Genomic DNA, 15,688 nt, shown 5'->3' on the forward strand with positions numbered 1-15,688 from the left:
ACCGAGGTTTCTGAGAAACAAACGCCTGGCCCTGCGCCGTGCCGCGCTGGCACACTTGCGGCCATTTGCGGAGAAATCAGGGTGCTGATTGGTTACATTCGGGTATCAACAAATGACCAGAACACGGATTTACAGCGGGTTGCGCTACAAAGCGCAGAATGTGAGCTGATTTTCGAGGACAGGATAAGCGGTAAAACGAGTGAAAGGCCGGGACTGAAAAAGGCGCTGCGCTGCCTGCAGCCTGGCGATACGCTGATTGTGTGGAAGCTCGACCGGCTCGGCAGGAGTATGCGCCATCTGGTCATGCTGACGGAGGAGCTGCGAGAACGTGGCGTTAACTTCCGCAGCCTGACCGACAGCATTGATACCAGCACGCCGATGGGCCGGTTTTTCTTTCACGTCATGGGGGCGCTGGCTGAGATGGAGCGCGAGCTGATAATAGAGCGCACGCGCGCCGGGCTGGCTGCTGCACGGGATAAAGGGCGCATCGGCGGCAGGCGTCGCGTAATGACGCCGGACGTTATCGGCCGCGCTGAAAGAATGCTGGCGAACGGCGCAACACTGCAGCAGATTGCCCTTGTGCTGGAGGTATCAGTAAAAACCCTTTACCGGTACATTCCGGCCGACAGGCAGCGCCAGATTATTAATTCTGTCTGCTGACAGACCAGCAAACCCCCATCAGATGCACTGCAAAACCTGACCTGACACCCTGAGCACACCCTCAAAACGGAGTGCATCAGATGTCTGATTATCATCATGGTGTCCGCGTCGTCGAACTCAACGACGGCACGCGCACCATTACAACCGTATCAACCGCAATCGTGGGCATGGTCTGCACAGCGCAGGATGCGGACGCGGCAACCTTCCCGCTTAATACGCCAGTCCTTATCACCAACGTGCAGGGTGCTGTCGGCAAAGCAGGTAAAAAAGGCACGCTCGCCGCTGCGCTGCAGGCTATTGCCGACCAGTCAAAACCCGTGACCGTCGTCGTGCGCGTCGCTGAAGGAGCTGACGAAGCCGAAACTACGTCAAATATCATCGGCGGCACGGATGAAAACGGCCAGTATACCGGCATGAAAGCGCTGCTCGCCGCGCAGACCCAGCTCGACGTCAAGCCGCGGATTCTCGGCGTGCCGGGGCTGGATTCACTGGCGGTGGCAACCGCGCTTGCCGGCATTGCGCAGCAGCTGCGCGCCTTCGCCTATGTTTCAGCGTGGGAATGTAAAACCATTTCCGAAGCCCGCCTGTATCGCCAGAACTTCAGCCAGCGTGAGCTGATGGTTATCTGGCCTGATTTCCTTTCGTGGAACACCGCGACCAGCAAATCCGACACGGCCTATGCCACTGCCCGCGCGCTGGGCCTGCGCGCCAAAATCGACAATGACACAGGCTGGCATAAAACTCTGTCTAACGTCGGCGTTAATGGCGTGACCGGCATTTCCGCATCAGTGTTCTGGGATCTGCAGCAGACCGGCACAGACGCCGACCTGCTCAACGAGGCCGACGTTACGACGCTGATCCGTAAAGACGGTTTCCGCTTCTGGGGCAACCGCACCTGCAGCGATGACCCGCTGTTTCAGTTTGAAAACTACACCCGCACCGCGCAGGTGCTGGCCGACACGATGGCTGAGGCGCACATGTGGGCGGTTGATAAGCCGCTGACGCCGGTTCTGGTGCGCGAGATTATCGCGGGCATCAATGCGAAATTCCGCGAGCTGGTTAACGCCGGTTATCTGCTGGGTGCATCGGCCTGGTATGACGAAAGCGCCAACGATAAAGACACCCTGAAGGCGGGCAAGCTCTTTATCGATTACGACTATACGCCGGTTCCGCCGCTGGAAGATTTAACCCTGCGCCAGCGCATTACCGACACCTATCTGGCGAACTTCGCCGCATCCGTGAACAGCTGAGGAGCCGGATAAATGGCACTGCCACGCAAACTGAAGGGCATGAACCTTTTCAACAACGCCAACAGCTATCAGGGCGTCGTCACCGCCGTGACCCTGCCGAAGCTGGCGCGCAAGCTCGACCCGTTCCGCGCGGGCGGCATGAGCGGCGCGGCCTTCATTGATAACGGTCTGGAAGATGACGCGCTCGATGTTGAGTGGAGCATCGGCGGCATTGATGAGCTGGTACTCACGCAGTGGGGTGCGTCTGACATTCCCCTGCGCTTTACCGGCTCTTACCAGCGCGACGATACCGGCGAGGAAATCGCGGTAGAGATTGAAGTGCGCGGTAAGCATCAGTCGTTTGATTTCGGCGAAGCCAAACAGGGCGAAGACACCGAAACCAAAATCACCAGTAAAAATACCTATTACAAGCTGACCTTTAACGGCAAAGAGCTGATCGAAATCGACACCATCAACATGGTGGAGAATGTCAACGGCGTTGACCGGCTTGAGCAGCGCCGTAAAAACCTCGGCCTGGTATAAACCCTGACGCCAGCGCCCGCCGCTGGCTTTACCTGACTACAGTGAACAGAGAACAATCATGGAAAAGAAAGATAACGTTGTTGAGTTTGAAAGCCCGCTGCAGCGCGGCGAAACCGAAATCAAAAGCGTGGAGCTGATTAAGCCAACGGCCGGAAGCCTGCGCGGCGTGCGCCTGGCCGATCTGTGCCAGTCGGACGTTGACGCCCTGCTGACCGTGCTGCCCCGCATTACCCTGCCAGCGCTGACAAAGGCCGAGTGTAATGCCCTTGATCCGGTAGACCTGATTGCGCTGGGCGGAAAGGTGATCGGTTTTTTGCAGTCGAAGTCGGACGAATAGACTGGCCGCACGGCCTGACGGTTAACGACCTGATGGCCGACATTGCCACGATATTTCACTGGCAACCCTCCGAGATGTACGACATGCCGCTGGCCGAGCTGATGGACTGGCGGCATAAAGCCTTTATCCGCAGCGGAGCAACCCCGGATGAGCAATAACCTCAAGGTGCAGGTGCTGCTGAACGCGGTAGACAAAGCCTCGCGCCCCTTCAAAGCCGTGCAGACCGCCGCTAAAAATCTGTCTTCAGACATTCGCCAGACGCAGACGACGATTAAGGAGCTGGACGCGCAGGCCGGAAAAATTGACGGCTTCCGCAAGGCCAGCGCGCAGCTGGCCGTCACGCAGCAGAGCCTGAAGGACGCGAAGCAGGAGGCGGCCGCGCTGGCCGTGCAGTTTAAAAACACGGAGCGCCCCACCACGCAGCAGGCCCGCGCACTGGAAAAGGCCCGGCAGGCGGCGGCAGAGCTGCAGACCAAAACCAACAGCCTGCGCCTTTCGGTGCAGCAGCAGCGCGAGGCACTTAATGCGGCGGGGATTTCAACCAAAGCCCTGAGCAGCGAGCAGCAGCGCCTGAAATCCGCCTCGGCGCAGGCAACCGTCAGTCTAAGTCGGCAGAAAATGGAGCTGCAGCGGCTTAATGCACAGCAGGAGCGGCTGAACCAGACCAGCGAACGCTACCGTAAAGGGCAGGAGCTGTCGGGTAAGGTGCGCAACATGGGCGCGGCCGGTATCGGTGCTGCCACGGTTGGCGGCATGGCAGCAACCTCGCTCCTGATGCCGGGGTTTGATTTTGCACAGAAAAATTCCGAGCTGCAGGCCGTGCTCGGCGTGGGAAAAGAATCGCCGGAAATGAAAGCCCTGCGTGCGCAGGCGCGTCAGCTCGGCGATACAACGGCCGCCTCTGCCGATGATGCCGCAGGCGCGCAAATCGTTATCGCCAAAGGCGGCGGTGATGCCGATGCCGTTCAGGCCGTTACGCCGGTTACGCTCAACATGGCGCTGGCAAACAAGCGCACGATGGAGGAAAACGCCGGGCTGCTGATGGGGATGAAGTCAGCCTTCCAGCTTTCAAACGATAAGGTGGCACACATCGGCGACGTGCTGTCGATGACAATGAATAAAACGGCCGCTGACTTTGACGGGCTGAGTGACGCGCTGACCTACGTCGCCCCGGTAGCGAAAAACGCGGGCGTCAGCATCGAGCAGGCGGCGGCGATGGTCGGCGCTCTGCACGATGCCAAAATAACCGGCTCAATGGCCGGTACGGGAAGCCGCGCCGTGCTGAGCAGGCTGCAGGCTCCTACCGGCGAATCTTTCAAGGCTATCAAAGAGCTGGGAATTAAAACGGCAGACGGCAAAGGAAATACCCGCCCGATCTTCACCATCCTGAAAGAAATGCAGGCGAGCTTTGATCGTAACAAGCTGGGAACGGGCCAGCGCGCCGAGTACATGAAAACCATCTTCGGCGAGGAGGCCAGCTCATCGGCCGCCGTACTGATGACCGCCGCCTCATCTGGAAAGCTTGATCAGCTGACCGCCACGTTTAAAGCCTCTGATGGCAAAACCGCCGAACTGGTCCAGGTCATGCAGGATAATCTCGGCGGCGATCTGAAAGAGCTGCAGTCTGCTTATGAGGCTATCGGCACCGACCTGTTTGATCAGAATGACGGCAGCCTGCGCACGCTTACCCAGGACACGGCGGCGCTGCTGCTCAAGGTGGATGGCTGGATTAAGGCTAACCCGGAGCTGGCGGGCGGTATCGCAAAAGTGGTAATGGGCGGGCTGATGTTAGCCGGGGCGCTGGGCGCAATCGGGCTGGTAGCCTGGCCGGTGATTGCGGGCGTGAATACCCTGATTGCCGGGGCGGGCTTCCTCGGCACGGCATTCAGCATCGCGGGCGGAGCGATTACGGCCGCGCTCGGCGCTATCACGCTGCCGGTTGTGGCCGTCGCGGCAGCAATCGTGGCCGGGGCGCTACTGGTGCGCAAATACTGGGAACCCATCAGCGCCTTTATTGCAGGCATGGCCGAAGGCTTCACCGCTGCGATGGGGCCGATCAGTGATTCCTTCGGTTCGTTAAAGCCGGTGTTTGATTGGGTGGGCGGCAAGGTCAAAGAGCTTTGGGACTGGTTCGGCAAACTGCTGGAGCCGGTGAAATCCACGCAGACCGAACTCGCCGCCGCCGGAGACATGGGTAAGAAGTTCGGCAACATGCTGGCCGAGGCGCTGAAAATTCCAAGTCACGCACTCGATCAGCTGATGGGCGGCATTGACTGGGTGCTGGAAAAGCTCGGCATTATCGATACGAAATCCGATGGCCTGAAAGACAAGGTGCCGTCGCCTGATCCGGTAGCAACCGGCGGCGCGGGCGCAGATACCGGCGGGCTGCAGTACAACATCGCCTATGGTGGCGCGCCTTACCGCCCGGTTTCCTCACCGTCAGCCGGGGGCGGATTCACCGACCGCAGCCAGAATACCTATCAGTATGAAATCAACATGCACGAGGGCATGACCAAAGACGATGCAATGGCGCTGATGGCGCAGCACCAGGCTAAAGAGCAGCGCAACCGGCAGGCACAGAACCGCAGCAAAATGGGCTGGGAGGATTAAACGATGATGATGATTTACGGCATGATGCCGTTTATGCGACAGACCCTGCCTTACGGGGATATGCAGCAGAATATCGACTATCGCTGGCCCACTAACAGCCGGTTCGGGCAGCGTCCGGCGGCGCAGTTTATCGGGCCGGGCGATGAAAAAATTACGCTATCCGGGGAGCTGCGCCCGGAAATCACGGGCGGCTCGCTGTCGCTGATGACAATCCGCCTGATGGCCGACGAGGGGGCAGCGTGGCCGCTGATTGGCGGCAGCGGCATGATTTACGGCATGTACGTGATCGAGAGTATTTCTAACACCTTCAGCGAGTTTTACCCCAACGGCACGGCCAGCAAAATCATGTTTACCCTGAGCCTGAAGCGCGTTGACGAGTCGCTTACCTCGATGTTTGGCGACCTGAAGAAACAGGCTGACGGGCTTATCAGCGGCTCCGCCAGTCTGCCAGGGCAGCTCACGTCAGCAATTAACGGCGTGAAGTCGGCGGCCGGTAGCCTGATTTCAACTGCAGGGGGGCTGCTCGGATGATCGGGATTAGCAGCCTGCCGGTGCTGGCCGGGGCGCGGCTGACGCCGGATTTCATGCTGAAGGTTAATTCTAATGACGTCACAACCAACATCCGGGATCGTCTTATCTCGATGACGCTGACCGACAATCGCGGCTTTGAGGCTGACCAGCTGGATATTGAGCTGGACGACGCCGACGGGCAGCTGGCGATGCCGGTACGCGGCGCAGTGATAACGCTGTTTCTCGGCTGGAAAGGCCAGACGCTTTTCGGAAAAGGCAATTTCACCGTTGACGAGGTAGAGCACCACGGCGCGCCGGACACCATGACAATCCGCGCCCGCAGTGCCGATTTTCGTGGCTCGCTCAATTCCCGCCGGGAGGTGTCCTATCACGACACGACCCTGGGGGAAGTCGTCACGCAGATAGCCGCGCGCAATAACCTAAAGCCCATGCTGGCCGATGGATTCGCCGGAATTGCCGTGGCTCACATCGACCAGACGCAGGAGACTGACGCTAAATTTCTGACGCGGCTCGCCACGCTGTACGGCGCGGTTGCAGCTGTGAAGGCCGGGCGGCTTCTGTTTATAAAGCCCGGTAACGGCGTCACCGCCAGCGGAAAGCCAATCCCGCAGATGACGATCACGCGGCAGGATGGTGACCGGCACAGCTTCAGCATTGCCGACCGTGGCGCATACACTGGCGTCTCGGCAAGCTGGCTGCATACCAAAGACCCTAAGCCTAAGAAAGTTAAGGTAAAGCGCAAGCCGAAAGAAAAGCATCTGCGCGCGCTGGAGCACCCGGCTGCTAAAAAGAAAAAGACGACCGCGACCAAAACGCCGGAGGCCAGCGAGGGGGATTATCTGGCTGGCACGGAAGACAACATATTCACGCTGACGACCGTGTATGCATCGAAAGCAGCCGCGATGCGGGCAGCAAAAGCAAAGTGGGATAAGCTGCAGCGCGGCGTCGCTGAGTTCTCGCTTACGCTTGCAATGGGGCGCGCTGATCTGTACCCGGAAACGCCGGTCAGGGTGAGCGGCTTTAAATCCGTGATCGATGCGCAGCCGTGGATTATTAGCAAGGTTACACATAGCCTGAGCGGCAGTGGATACACAACCATGCTTGAGTTTGAAGTGCTGCTTTCAGATGTTGAATACACCGCCGATGACAATGACGTAGATGATGATGAAAATTAAGAAATAGGACGAAACTTAAATTTGCATTATTAATCTTACAAATGCAGAATAGCCTAAAAGCTGCTCGCTTCGTTTGCTCAAGGAAAGCCATAAATGATGCATTGCCCAAAGTGCCAGACCGCCGCCCACGCTAAAAGTAGTCGGTACATCTCCCGCGTTACAAAAGAGCGCTATCACCAGTGTCAGAATATTAATTGCAGCTGCACATTCAAGACACACGAAAGCGTAGCCGGAATAATTGTAGAGCCAGGTCAAATCAACAGAGTGCCATTACATACTAGCCATGAGCAGCAACCCTCTCTGCTCCACTAATGAAGCCCGCGAAAGCGGGTTTTTTTATGGCCGTAGTCAGGAATGCCCACAATAATAATTCCATGTAGGCAATGCGTGGACAATGAGCAAAAAAAGGGGGTTAGCTTATCGCTAACCCCCTGATATATATTAACTTTTAGATGTCGCGTTAGCGATACCTTAGTTAAGACGCTCTTTAATACGAGCAGACTTACCAGTACGCTCACGCAGGTAGTACAGTTTGGCTTTACGCACAGCGCCACGACGTTTAACAGCGATGCTGTCAATTACAGGTGAATGAGTCTGGAATACACGCTCAACGCCTTCGCCGTTAGAAATTTTGCGAACAGTGAATGCAGAGTGCAGACCGCGGTTACGAATAGCGATAACCACGCCCTCGAATGCCTGCAGACGTTTTTTAGAACCTTCAACGACCCATACTTTCACTTCCACGGAATCACCCGGGCGGAAGGAAGGTACGTCCTGTTTCATCTGCTCTTGTTCAATTTGCTTGATAATGTTGCTCATAATTAAATCTCATATCCTGGGTAAACTGATAGTCGGGGAAGAGCTTACTCTTCCACATCATCGTTTTGTTGCTGCTGAGATTCCCGCTGGAACTCATTCAACAACCTTGCTTGCTCTTCAGTCAGAGCCAGGTTTTCCAGAAGTTCAGGTCTTCTCAGCCAGGTACGGCCTAGCGACTGCTTCAGACGCCAGCGGCGAATATCAGCATGGTTACCTGACAGTAATACTGCCGGGACTTCCACGCCGTCTAACACTTCAGGTCGGGTATAGTGCGGACAATCCAGCAAACCTTCAGAGAACGAATCCTCATCGGCTGACGCCTGCTTGCCGAGTACGCCGGGAATAAACCGGGCGACTGCGTCAATCATCGTCATCGCTGGCAGTTCCCCGCCACTGAGAACGTAATCACCGATTGACCATTCTTCATCAATTTCGGTCTGGATTACGCGCTCATCAATCCCTTCATAACGGCCACAGACCAGAATTAACTTGTCCCGTGCCGCCAGTTCGCAAACGCCCTGTTGGTCCAGTTTGCGACCCTGAGGTGAAAGATATATCACCCTGGCCCCTTCACCTGCCGCTGCTTTCGCTGCGGAGATGGCATCCCGTAAGGGTTGTACCATCATCAGCATTCCCGGTCCGCCGCCGTAAGGACGATCATCCACGGTACGGTGCCGGTCGTGAGTGAAATCACGAGGACTCCAGCTCTGAATGCTGAGCAGACCGTTTTTTACAGCCCGGCCAGTTACCCCGTAATCGGTAATAGCGCGAAACATTTCTGGAAACAGGCTAATAACACCAATCCACATTGTATTCGCCGTTACGTTACCGTTCGATTCGGAGATCAAAAACCAGGATCCCAATCTACCTCAATGACGCCAGTAGAGAGATCGACTTTCCTGATAACCTGTTCATCAAGAAACGGAATTAACCGCTCCTGAGCACCGAACGCATCCTTCAGGTTTGCCTTAACGACGAGAACGTCGTTCGAGCCGGTTTCCATCATATCGATGACTTTACCCATCTCGTAGCCTTCAAGGTTAACGACCTGGCAGCCCATAAGGTCTTTCCAGTAGTAGTCACCCTCTTCCAGCGATGGCAACTGCGTCGAGTCAACCTGAATTTCGCAATTGGTTAACTGAGCCGCCGCATCCCGATCTTCAATGCCTTTGACTTTGATGATCAGGTCCTGATTGTGGTGCTTCCAACCTTCCAGTTCGACCTGCTGCCATTTACCGGCGCGCTGGATGAACCAGGGTTGGTAGTTGAAGATGCTTTCAGCGTCTTCAGTGGAGGAAAACACTTTGAGCCAGCCGCGAATACCGTAGGCGGCTCCCATCTTACCCAACACAATTGGGTTAACAGGAGGCTGTGCGGCAAGTTGTCTGCTCATGCTCACCACCGTGACAGATTAAGCTGCTTTCTTAGCTTCTTTGACCAGCGCGTTAACGCGGTCAGAAAGCGTTGCGCCCTGGCCAACCCAGTGCTCGATACGATCCAGATCAAGACGCAGACCTTCAGCCTGACCAGATGCGATCGGGTTGAAGAAACCAACGCGCTCAATGAAACGACCGTTGCGTGCATTGCGGCTGTCAGTGACGACGACCTGATAGAACGGACGCTTTTTAGCGCCGTGACGTGCCAAACGAATTGTTACCATAACATCCTCTTCAGTTAATAAAACACCCGGCCCCCATCGAGGAACGGGGTCCGGGTGCTGTATAAAAAGCCCGAAAATTTTACTCATTTTGGCGAAAAAAGCAACCCAAACCGTGCCTTTTCGGGCTTTTTTGTGGAACGCTTTAGCGGCCAGGGAAACCTGGCGGCATCATACCCTTCATGCCGCGCATCATTTTCGCCATACCGCCCTTCTTCATTTTCTTCATCATACGCTGCATGTCGTCAAACTGCTTTAATAAGCGGTTAACGTCCTGCACCTGCATACCGGAACCGGTAGCAATACGGCGCTTGCGCGAGCCTTTGATGATTTCTGGTTTCTCACGCTCTTTGCGCGTCATCGAGTTGATGATGGCTTCCATGCGCACCAGCACTTTGTCATCCATCTGCGACTTTACGTTATCTGGCAGCTGTCCCATACCCGGCAGTTTACCCATCAGGCTGGCCATACCGCCCATGTTGCGCATCTGCTTTAGCTGCTCAAGGAAGTCATTGAGATCAAAACCGTCGCCGGTTTTCAGCTTTTTAGCCAGTTTCTCCGCCTGATCGCGGTCAACTTTGCTTTCGATATCTTCAATCAGGGAGAGTACGTCACCCATGCCCAGGATACGCGAAGCAATACGCTCCGGGTAGAATGGCTCAAGCGCTTCGGTCTTTTCACCGACGCCCATGAATTTGATCGGTTTGCCGGTGATATGGCGAATTGACAGCGCCGCACCACCGCGTGCATCACCGTCAACCTTGGTCAGAATAACACCGGTCAGCGGCAGCGCTTCATTAAAGGCTTTTGCCGTGTTTGCGGCATCCTGACCGGTCATGGCATCGACCACAAACAGGGTTTCTACCGGCTTGATCGCCGCATGAACCTGTTTGATTTCGTCCATCATTGCTTCGTCAACGTGCAGACGGCCGGCGGTATCCACCAGCAGCACATCGTAGAACTTCAGACGAGCTTCACGCAGCGCATTGTTGACGATATCGACCGGCTTCTGGCTGAGATCGGACGGACAGAAATCCACGCCAACCTGCTGTGCCAGCGTTTCCAGCTGTTTAATTGCCGCCGGACGATAGACGTCGGCAGAAACCACTAAAACTTTCTTCTTGTGCTTCTCGCGCAGGAATTTACCCAGCTTAGCAACACTGGTGGTTTTACCGGCACCCTGCAGGCCCGCCATCAGCACCACGGCTGGTGGCTGTGCTGCCAGGTCGAGTGCGTTGTTCTCTGCACCCATCGCCGCAACGAGTTCGTTACGTACGATTTTGATAAACTCCTGACCTGGCGTCAGACTTTTATTCACATCATGACCGACCGCGCTCTCTTTCACACGGTTGATGAAGTCACGCACCACCGGCAACGCAACGTCAGCCTCAAGCAGTGCCATGCGCACTTCACGCAGGGTCTCTTTGATGTTCTCTTCAGTCAGCCTTCCGCGGCCGCTGATATTTCGCAGGGTTTGCGACAAACGATCGGTTAAATTATCAAACATGGTCTCTCACTAAAAAAAAAGATCGCGAGGCGCCTGATCGGCAGAATGCGGCGGATTATAACACGAAGCCTCGGCGATCTCTGCAATTGCCCCTCAGATCGTTTGGAGCCTGCTTCGGCTGGCGCTATACTGCCTTTTTCCTTATCTGACTGAACCTGAAAGGATCTATGTTCGTTTTCGCGATAGTGGCGCTATTCGCCTACTCCTTAAGTCTTGCCCTGATCATTCCCAGCCTGTTGAAACGTAACGGCGGCTGGCGGCGAATGGCGATGCTCTCTGCCTGTGTGGCGCTGGTGACACACGCGGTGGCCTTGCAGCAACGCATATTTGCTATTGATAGCGGACAGAACTTAAGCCTGCTTAACATTGGTTCACTGGTCAGCCTGTTGATTTGCGCCATCATGACCATTGTGGCGTCACGCAACCGTGGCTGGCTACTGCTGCCGATTGTTTATAGCTTCGCGCTGATCAATCTGGCCTTTGCCACCTTTGTCCCCAATGCGTTCATCACGCATCTGGAAACTACGCCAGGCATGATGATCCACATCGGCCTGTCGCTGTTCGCCTATGCAACGCTGATCATCGCCGCGCTTTATGCGCTGCAGCTGGCGTGGATCGATTATCAGTTAAAAAACAAGCGACTGGCGTTCACCCAGGATATGCCGCCGCTGCTGACCATCGAACGTAAGATGTTTCACATCACCCAGGTTGGCGTCGTGCTGTTAACGCTGGTGCTCTGCACCGGTCTGTTTTATATGCAGGATCTCTTCAGCGCAGAAAACGTCGATAAAGCCGTGCTCTCGATCATCGCGTGGTTTGTTTATATCGTTTTGCTCTGGGGGCACTATCATGAAGGCTGGCGTGGTCGCCGCGTCGTCTGGTTTAACTGCAGCGGTGCGGTGCTGTTGACCATGGCTTACTTCGGCAGCCGCATCCTGCAGCATCTACTTGTCCCTGGTTCTCGTTAAAAAGGAAGTTTTGCGTTGGAGAATGTTTCAACTACCACGCTGATTATTATTCTCTGCATCATGGTACTGGTTTCAGCTTATTTCTCAGGCTCTGAAACCGGCATGATGACACTGAATCGCTATAAACTGCGCCATCAGGCTAAAAATGGTGATCGCGCAGCTCGACGTGTCGAAAAACTGCTGCGCCGCCCGGATCGTCTGATCAGTCTGGTGCTGATTGGTAATAACCTGGTCAACATCCTTGCTTCCGCGTTAGGCACTATTGTCGGAATGCGTCTGTATGGTGATGCGGGTGTCGCCATTGCAACCGGCGTGCTGACCTTCGTGGTGCTGGTCTTCGCTGAAGTGTTACCCAAAACCGTGGCGGCCCTTTATCCGGAAAAAGTGGCCTATCCGAGCAGCTTTTTACTTACTCCGCTGCAATACATCATGCTACCGCTGGTCTGGCTGCTGAACACCATTACCCGGCTGCTGATGCGCCTGGCAGGTATTCGCTCTGACGGCTCTGTTAACTCAGCGCTGAGCAAAGAGGAGTTACGCACCATTGTCTATGAGTCGCGTAGCCTGATGTCACGCCGTAACCAGGACATGCTGCTCTCCGTGCTCGACCTGGAGAAAGTCAGCGTTGACGACATTATGGTGCCGCGTAATGAGATTGTTGGTATCAACATCAACGATGACTGGAAGTCAGTCGTGCGCCAGCTAAGCCATTCACCTCATGGGCGCATTGTGCTGTTCAGAGATTCACTGGATGACTGCGTCGGCATGCTTCGTGTGCGTGAAGCCTGGCGCATGATGACGGAGAAAAAAGAGTTCACTAAAGAAACGCTGCTGCGCGCTGCCGATGAAATCTACTACATTCCCGAAGGAACGCCGCTGAACACCCAACTGGTGAAGTTCCAGCGCAACAAAGAGAAAGCGGGCGTGGTGGTGGATGAATATGGCGACATCAAAGGGCTGGTGACGATAGAGGACATTCTGGAAGAGATTGTCGGTGACTTCACTACCTCCATGTCACCGTCGCTGGCGGAAGAAGTGATGCCGCAGAATGATGGCTCCGTGCTGATTGAAGGCAGTGCCAGCGTGCGCGAAATCAATAAGGCCTTTAACTGGGATCTGCCAGAGCAGGAAGCGCGTACCATCAACGGCATGTTGCTGGAAGCGCTGGAGGAGATCCCTTCTATTGCCACACGTGTTCAGATTGGTAACTACAACGTCGATATTCTGGACGTGCAGGATAATATGATTAAACAGGTGCGCATCACGCCGAAGACGCCGCTGAAAAAATCGGTCGGTTCCTGAAGCCATAAAAAAACGCCGCAATCGAGATGATGCGGCGTTTTTTTTAGCAGAGAAGCCCTGACTAGATGTGCAGTTCTTTCAGCTTTTCAGCAGGCAGTTTCAGATCGTCATTACGGTTTACGCCGATCTCATGCGCCAGCACATTGCGGGCAATCTGCTGCGCTTCATCCAGTGAGTGCAGCTTGTAGCTGCCACACTGATATTCATTCAGCTCAGGGATCTGGTTCTGATCTTTCACTTTCAGAACATCTTCCATCGCCCCTTTCCACGCTTTCGCAACGCGCTGCTCGTCTGGCGTACCAATCAGGCTCATGTAGAAGCCGGTACGGCAGCCCATTGGCGAGATATCGACGATTTCCACACCGTCACCATTCAGGTGATCACGCATGAAGCCGGCAAAGAGATGCTCCAGCGTATGAATGCCACGCTCAGTGAGGATATCAATGTTCGGACGGCAAAAACGCAGGTCAAAAACGGTAATCGTATCGCCATGCGGAGTCTTCATGGTTTTCGCAACGCGGACTGCCGGTGCGCCCATGATGGTGTGATCAACGGTAAAACTGTCCAGTAGTGGCATACGTCACCTCCTGTTCTGAGAATTTTTTTTAAAACGATGAAACTTTTCTGTTCGCCCAACGTCTGAATATATGAAAGACGCGCATTTGTTATCATCATCATCCCTGACAACAGAGATGTTAATTTGGCCACATTGATGTGGCCTTTTTCTTTTCTACCCTTCCCGGCTCGCCAGATACGCTTCAAAATCCAGCTTATCATTTGCTTCCAGCTGCTGCTGTGCAGCAACAGATTCCTGCGCCTGACGCGTGAAATCTTCTTCTGTCAGCACTTCCAGCGGTTCTTCACAGAGCATATGGCGATACTGTTCAGCCAGTGCCACGCCGGTGCCGGTTACACCATTATCCTTCATTGCCTGAAGGATGCGCGCCGAGTAGGTTAGCTCAGGATCATCAAAGGATGCTACCAGTTGATCACAAACCTGCTGATATTCCGTGCTGTCCTGATTGTGACTGTCTAAGACTTCAGCAACCCGGCGCAGGTCGGCAAACAGGGTTTTGCCCACTTCAACCAGCGAATGTTCCGCTTCTCCACAACCCACCGCAATTTTCTGATCCGGTTTACGCCCTTCGAGCACCACCCGATTCCAGTTTTTGCGGGTGCATTGCAACTCATCTGCACTCATTTCCGGTGCATCCGCCAGGGTACACCAGATCAGGAACAGATCGAGGAAGCGAACCTGATTCTCATCGACGCCGATGGCAGAGAACGGATTGATATCCAGTGAACGTACTTCAATGTATTCGATGCCACCGCGCAGCAGCGCATCAGAAGGCGCTTCACCCGAGCGTGTAACACGCTTAGGCCGGATGGGCGCATAGAGCTCGTTCTCAATCTGCAGCACGTTAGTGTTGAGCTGCAGCCAGTTACCGTCAGCATCTTTGGTGCCCATCGCTGCATACTCATCTGACGGCGTCTTGATCGCTTTTTTCAGCGCAGTGACATAGCCTTCCAGCGAGTTAAACGTGATGCCCAGAGCGCTCTGCGATTTATTGGTGTAGCCTAAATCGCTCAGACGCAGCGAGGTGGCATACGGCAGCCACATCGTATCTTTGTCATTGGTTTCAAATGGCAGCGCACTCTCACGACCCTGCAGGAAACTGGAGCTGATAGCCGGTGATGCGCCAAACAGATAAGGTATCACCCAGCCGAAGCGATAGTAGTTACGAATCAACCGCAGATAACCTGCGGAGATAGTCTCTTTTCCGCTTTCCTGATCTTTCACGTCAGCCCACTCCTGCCAGAAAGAAAGTGGCAGCGAGAAGTTATAGTGAATGCCAGAGATCGTCTGCATTAACGCGCCGTAGCGGTTTTTCAGACCTTCGCGGTAAAGGGTCTTCATCTTACCGATATTGGATGTGCCATATTGCGCCAGCTCAATATTGTCAGCATCGTCAATGACGCACGGCATACTGAATGGCCACATGCGTTCATCACCGAGTTCACGGGCAACGTGACGGTGGATATCGCGCAGGAACGCCAGCATATGATCAATGCTGTGATCCACTGGCGTGATGAATTCCAGTAACGTTTCGGCAAAATCAGTAGTGATCCAGTCATGTTTCAGCGCCGAGCCCAGAGATTCCGGGTGGCCGCTTTTTGCCAGATCGCCATTTTCCTGTACACGCAGCGTTTCACGCTCGATGCCACGACCAATCCCTTTAAGGGCATTGGGATGCGCTTCCAGCCAGGATAGCGCTTTAGATACGTCCGGGATCACATTACCCCCCCGCTGTGATAATAATTTATTTTTGTTCAGCATAATGTTAACCGT

General features: G+C 54.9%; 18 protein-coding genes. 11 read left to right on the plus strand and 7 right to left on the minus strand.

Annotated features, from left to right (window positions below; genetic code table 11):
* Nucleotides 1-81: 81 nt before the first annotated feature.
* The 9 genes from H7K52_RS11855 to H7K52_RS11895 all read left to right on the plus strand — a co-directional run bounded on the left by H7K52_RS11855 (nt 82) and on the right by H7K52_RS11895 (nt 7,397).
* The gene (locus tag H7K52_RS11855; protein WP_031594562.1) at nt 82-660 is read left to right on the plus strand and encodes a recombinase family protein; all 579 of its coding nucleotides are present in this window, start codon (nt 82-84) and stop codon (nt 658-660) included.
* 80 nt (nt 661-740) lie between these two features.
* Nucleotides 741-1,910, plus strand: coding sequence for a phage tail sheath protein (locus H7K52_RS11860; RefSeq protein WP_182630076.1), 1,170 nt, complete (start codon nt 741-743; stop codon nt 1,908-1,910).
* Nucleotides 1,911-1,922: 12 nt separating this feature from the next.
* Nucleotides 1,923-2,432 (plus strand): phage major tail tube protein, encoded by a 510-nt coding sequence (locus H7K52_RS11865; protein WP_182630077.1) that lies wholly within the window; start codon nt 1,923-1,925, stop codon nt 2,430-2,432.
* A 58-nt stretch (nt 2,433-2,490) separates the two neighbouring features.
* A complete protein-coding gene (locus H7K52_RS11870) occupies nt 2,491-2,769 on the plus strand; it encodes a phage tail assembly protein (RefSeq protein ID WP_182630078.1) in 279 nt (92 codons plus the stop codon).
* A 32-nt stretch (nt 2,770-2,801) separates the two neighbouring features.
* A complete protein-coding gene (locus H7K52_RS11875; RefSeq protein ID WP_111207766.1) occupies nt 2,802-2,927 on the plus strand; it encodes a GpE family phage tail protein in 126 nt (41 codons plus the stop codon).
* Complete coding sequence (locus H7K52_RS11880) at nt 2,917-5,379, plus strand: phage tail tape measure protein (RefSeq protein ID WP_182630079.1); 2,463 nt, start codon at nt 2,917-2,919, stop codon at nt 5,377-5,379. The genes H7K52_RS11875 and H7K52_RS11880 overlap by 11 nt, the downstream gene beginning before the upstream one ends.
* Nucleotides 5,380-5,382: 3 nt before the next feature.
* Nucleotides 5,383-5,910, plus strand: coding sequence for a phage tail protein (locus tag H7K52_RS11885; RefSeq protein WP_182630080.1), 528 nt, complete (start codon nt 5,383-5,385; stop codon nt 5,908-5,910).
* On the plus strand, nt 5,907-7,085 hold the full coding sequence (locus H7K52_RS11890) for a phage late control D family protein (protein WP_182630081.1): 1,179 nt from the start codon (nt 5,907-5,909) through the stop codon (nt 7,083-7,085). The genes H7K52_RS11885 and H7K52_RS11890 overlap by 4 nt, the downstream gene beginning before the upstream one ends.
* Before the next feature lie 93 nt (nt 7,086-7,178).
* Nucleotides 7,179-7,397: an ogr/Delta-like zinc finger family protein gene (locus H7K52_RS11895; RefSeq protein ID WP_163640339.1), complete on the plus strand. Its 219-nt coding sequence runs from the start codon at nt 7,179-7,181 to the stop codon at nt 7,395-7,397.
* A gap of 159 nt (nt 7,398-7,556) precedes the next feature.
* On the opposite strand, the gene rplS is transcribed toward H7K52_RS11895, so the two are convergent.
* From rplS to ffh, 5 genes are all read right to left on the minus strand, one after another.
* Nucleotides 7,557-7,904 (minus strand): 50S ribosomal protein L19, encoded by a 348-nt coding sequence (gene rplS / locus H7K52_RS11900; protein ID WP_003849035.1) that lies wholly within the window; start codon nt 7,902-7,904, stop codon nt 7,557-7,559.
* Between the two features lie 44 nt (nt 7,905-7,948).
* A complete protein-coding gene (gene trmD, locus H7K52_RS11905; protein ID WP_003849037.1) occupies nt 7,949-8,713 on the minus strand; it encodes a tRNA (guanosine(37)-N1)-methyltransferase TrmD in 765 nt (254 codons plus the stop codon).
* Nucleotides 8,714-8,748: 35 nt separating this feature from the next.
* Nucleotides 8,749-9,297 carry a ribosome maturation factor RimM gene (gene rimM, locus H7K52_RS11910; protein ID WP_003849039.1) on the minus strand — a complete coding sequence of 183 codons (549 nt, stop codon included), beginning with the start codon at nt 9,295-9,297 and terminating at the stop codon, nt 8,749-8,751.
* An 18-nt stretch (nt 9,298-9,315) separates the two neighbouring features.
* Entirely contained in the window at nt 9,316-9,564 is a 249-nt protein-coding gene (gene rpsP / locus H7K52_RS11915; RefSeq protein ID WP_003849041.1) for a 30S ribosomal protein S16, read from the minus strand.
* A gap of 142 nt (nt 9,565-9,706) precedes the next feature.
* Entirely contained in the window at nt 9,707-11,068 is a 1,362-nt protein-coding gene (ffh, locus tag H7K52_RS11920) for a signal recognition particle protein (protein WP_003849043.1), read from the minus strand.
* Between the two features lie 167 nt (nt 11,069-11,235).
* Here ffh and H7K52_RS11925 point away from each other — a divergent pair, with 167 nt between their 5' ends.
* Both H7K52_RS11925 and H7K52_RS11930 read left to right on the plus strand, forming a co-directional pair.
* Nucleotides 11,236-12,036, plus strand: a complete 801-nt coding sequence (locus H7K52_RS11925) for a cytochrome C assembly family protein (protein ID WP_003849045.1) — start codon at nt 11,236-11,238, stop codon at nt 12,034-12,036.
* A gap of 15 nt (nt 12,037-12,051) precedes the next feature.
* A complete protein-coding gene (locus H7K52_RS11930) occupies nt 12,052-13,338 on the plus strand; it encodes an HlyC/CorC family transporter (protein ID WP_003849047.1) in 1,287 nt (428 codons plus the stop codon).
* Nucleotides 13,339-13,399: 61 nt separating this feature from the next.
* On the opposite strand, the gene luxS is transcribed toward H7K52_RS11930, so the two are convergent.
* On the minus strand, nt 13,400-13,915 hold the full coding sequence (gene luxS, locus H7K52_RS11935; RefSeq protein WP_003849049.1) for an S-ribosylhomocysteine lyase: 516 nt from the start codon (nt 13,913-13,915) through the stop codon (nt 13,400-13,402).
* A 153-nt stretch (nt 13,916-14,068) separates the two neighbouring features.
* The gene (gshA, locus tag H7K52_RS11940; protein ID WP_003849050.1) at nt 14,069-15,676 is read right to left on the minus strand and encodes a glutamate--cysteine ligase; all 1,608 of its coding nucleotides are present in this window, start codon (nt 15,674-15,676) and stop codon (nt 14,069-14,071) included.
* Between the last annotated feature and the right edge of the window lie 12 nt (nt 15,677-15,688).

The sequence above is a fragment of the Pantoea hericii genome, assembly GCF_014155795.1.
Classification (GTDB): Bacteria; Pseudomonadota; Gammaproteobacteria; order Enterobacterales; family Enterobacteriaceae; genus Pantoea; species Pantoea eucalypti.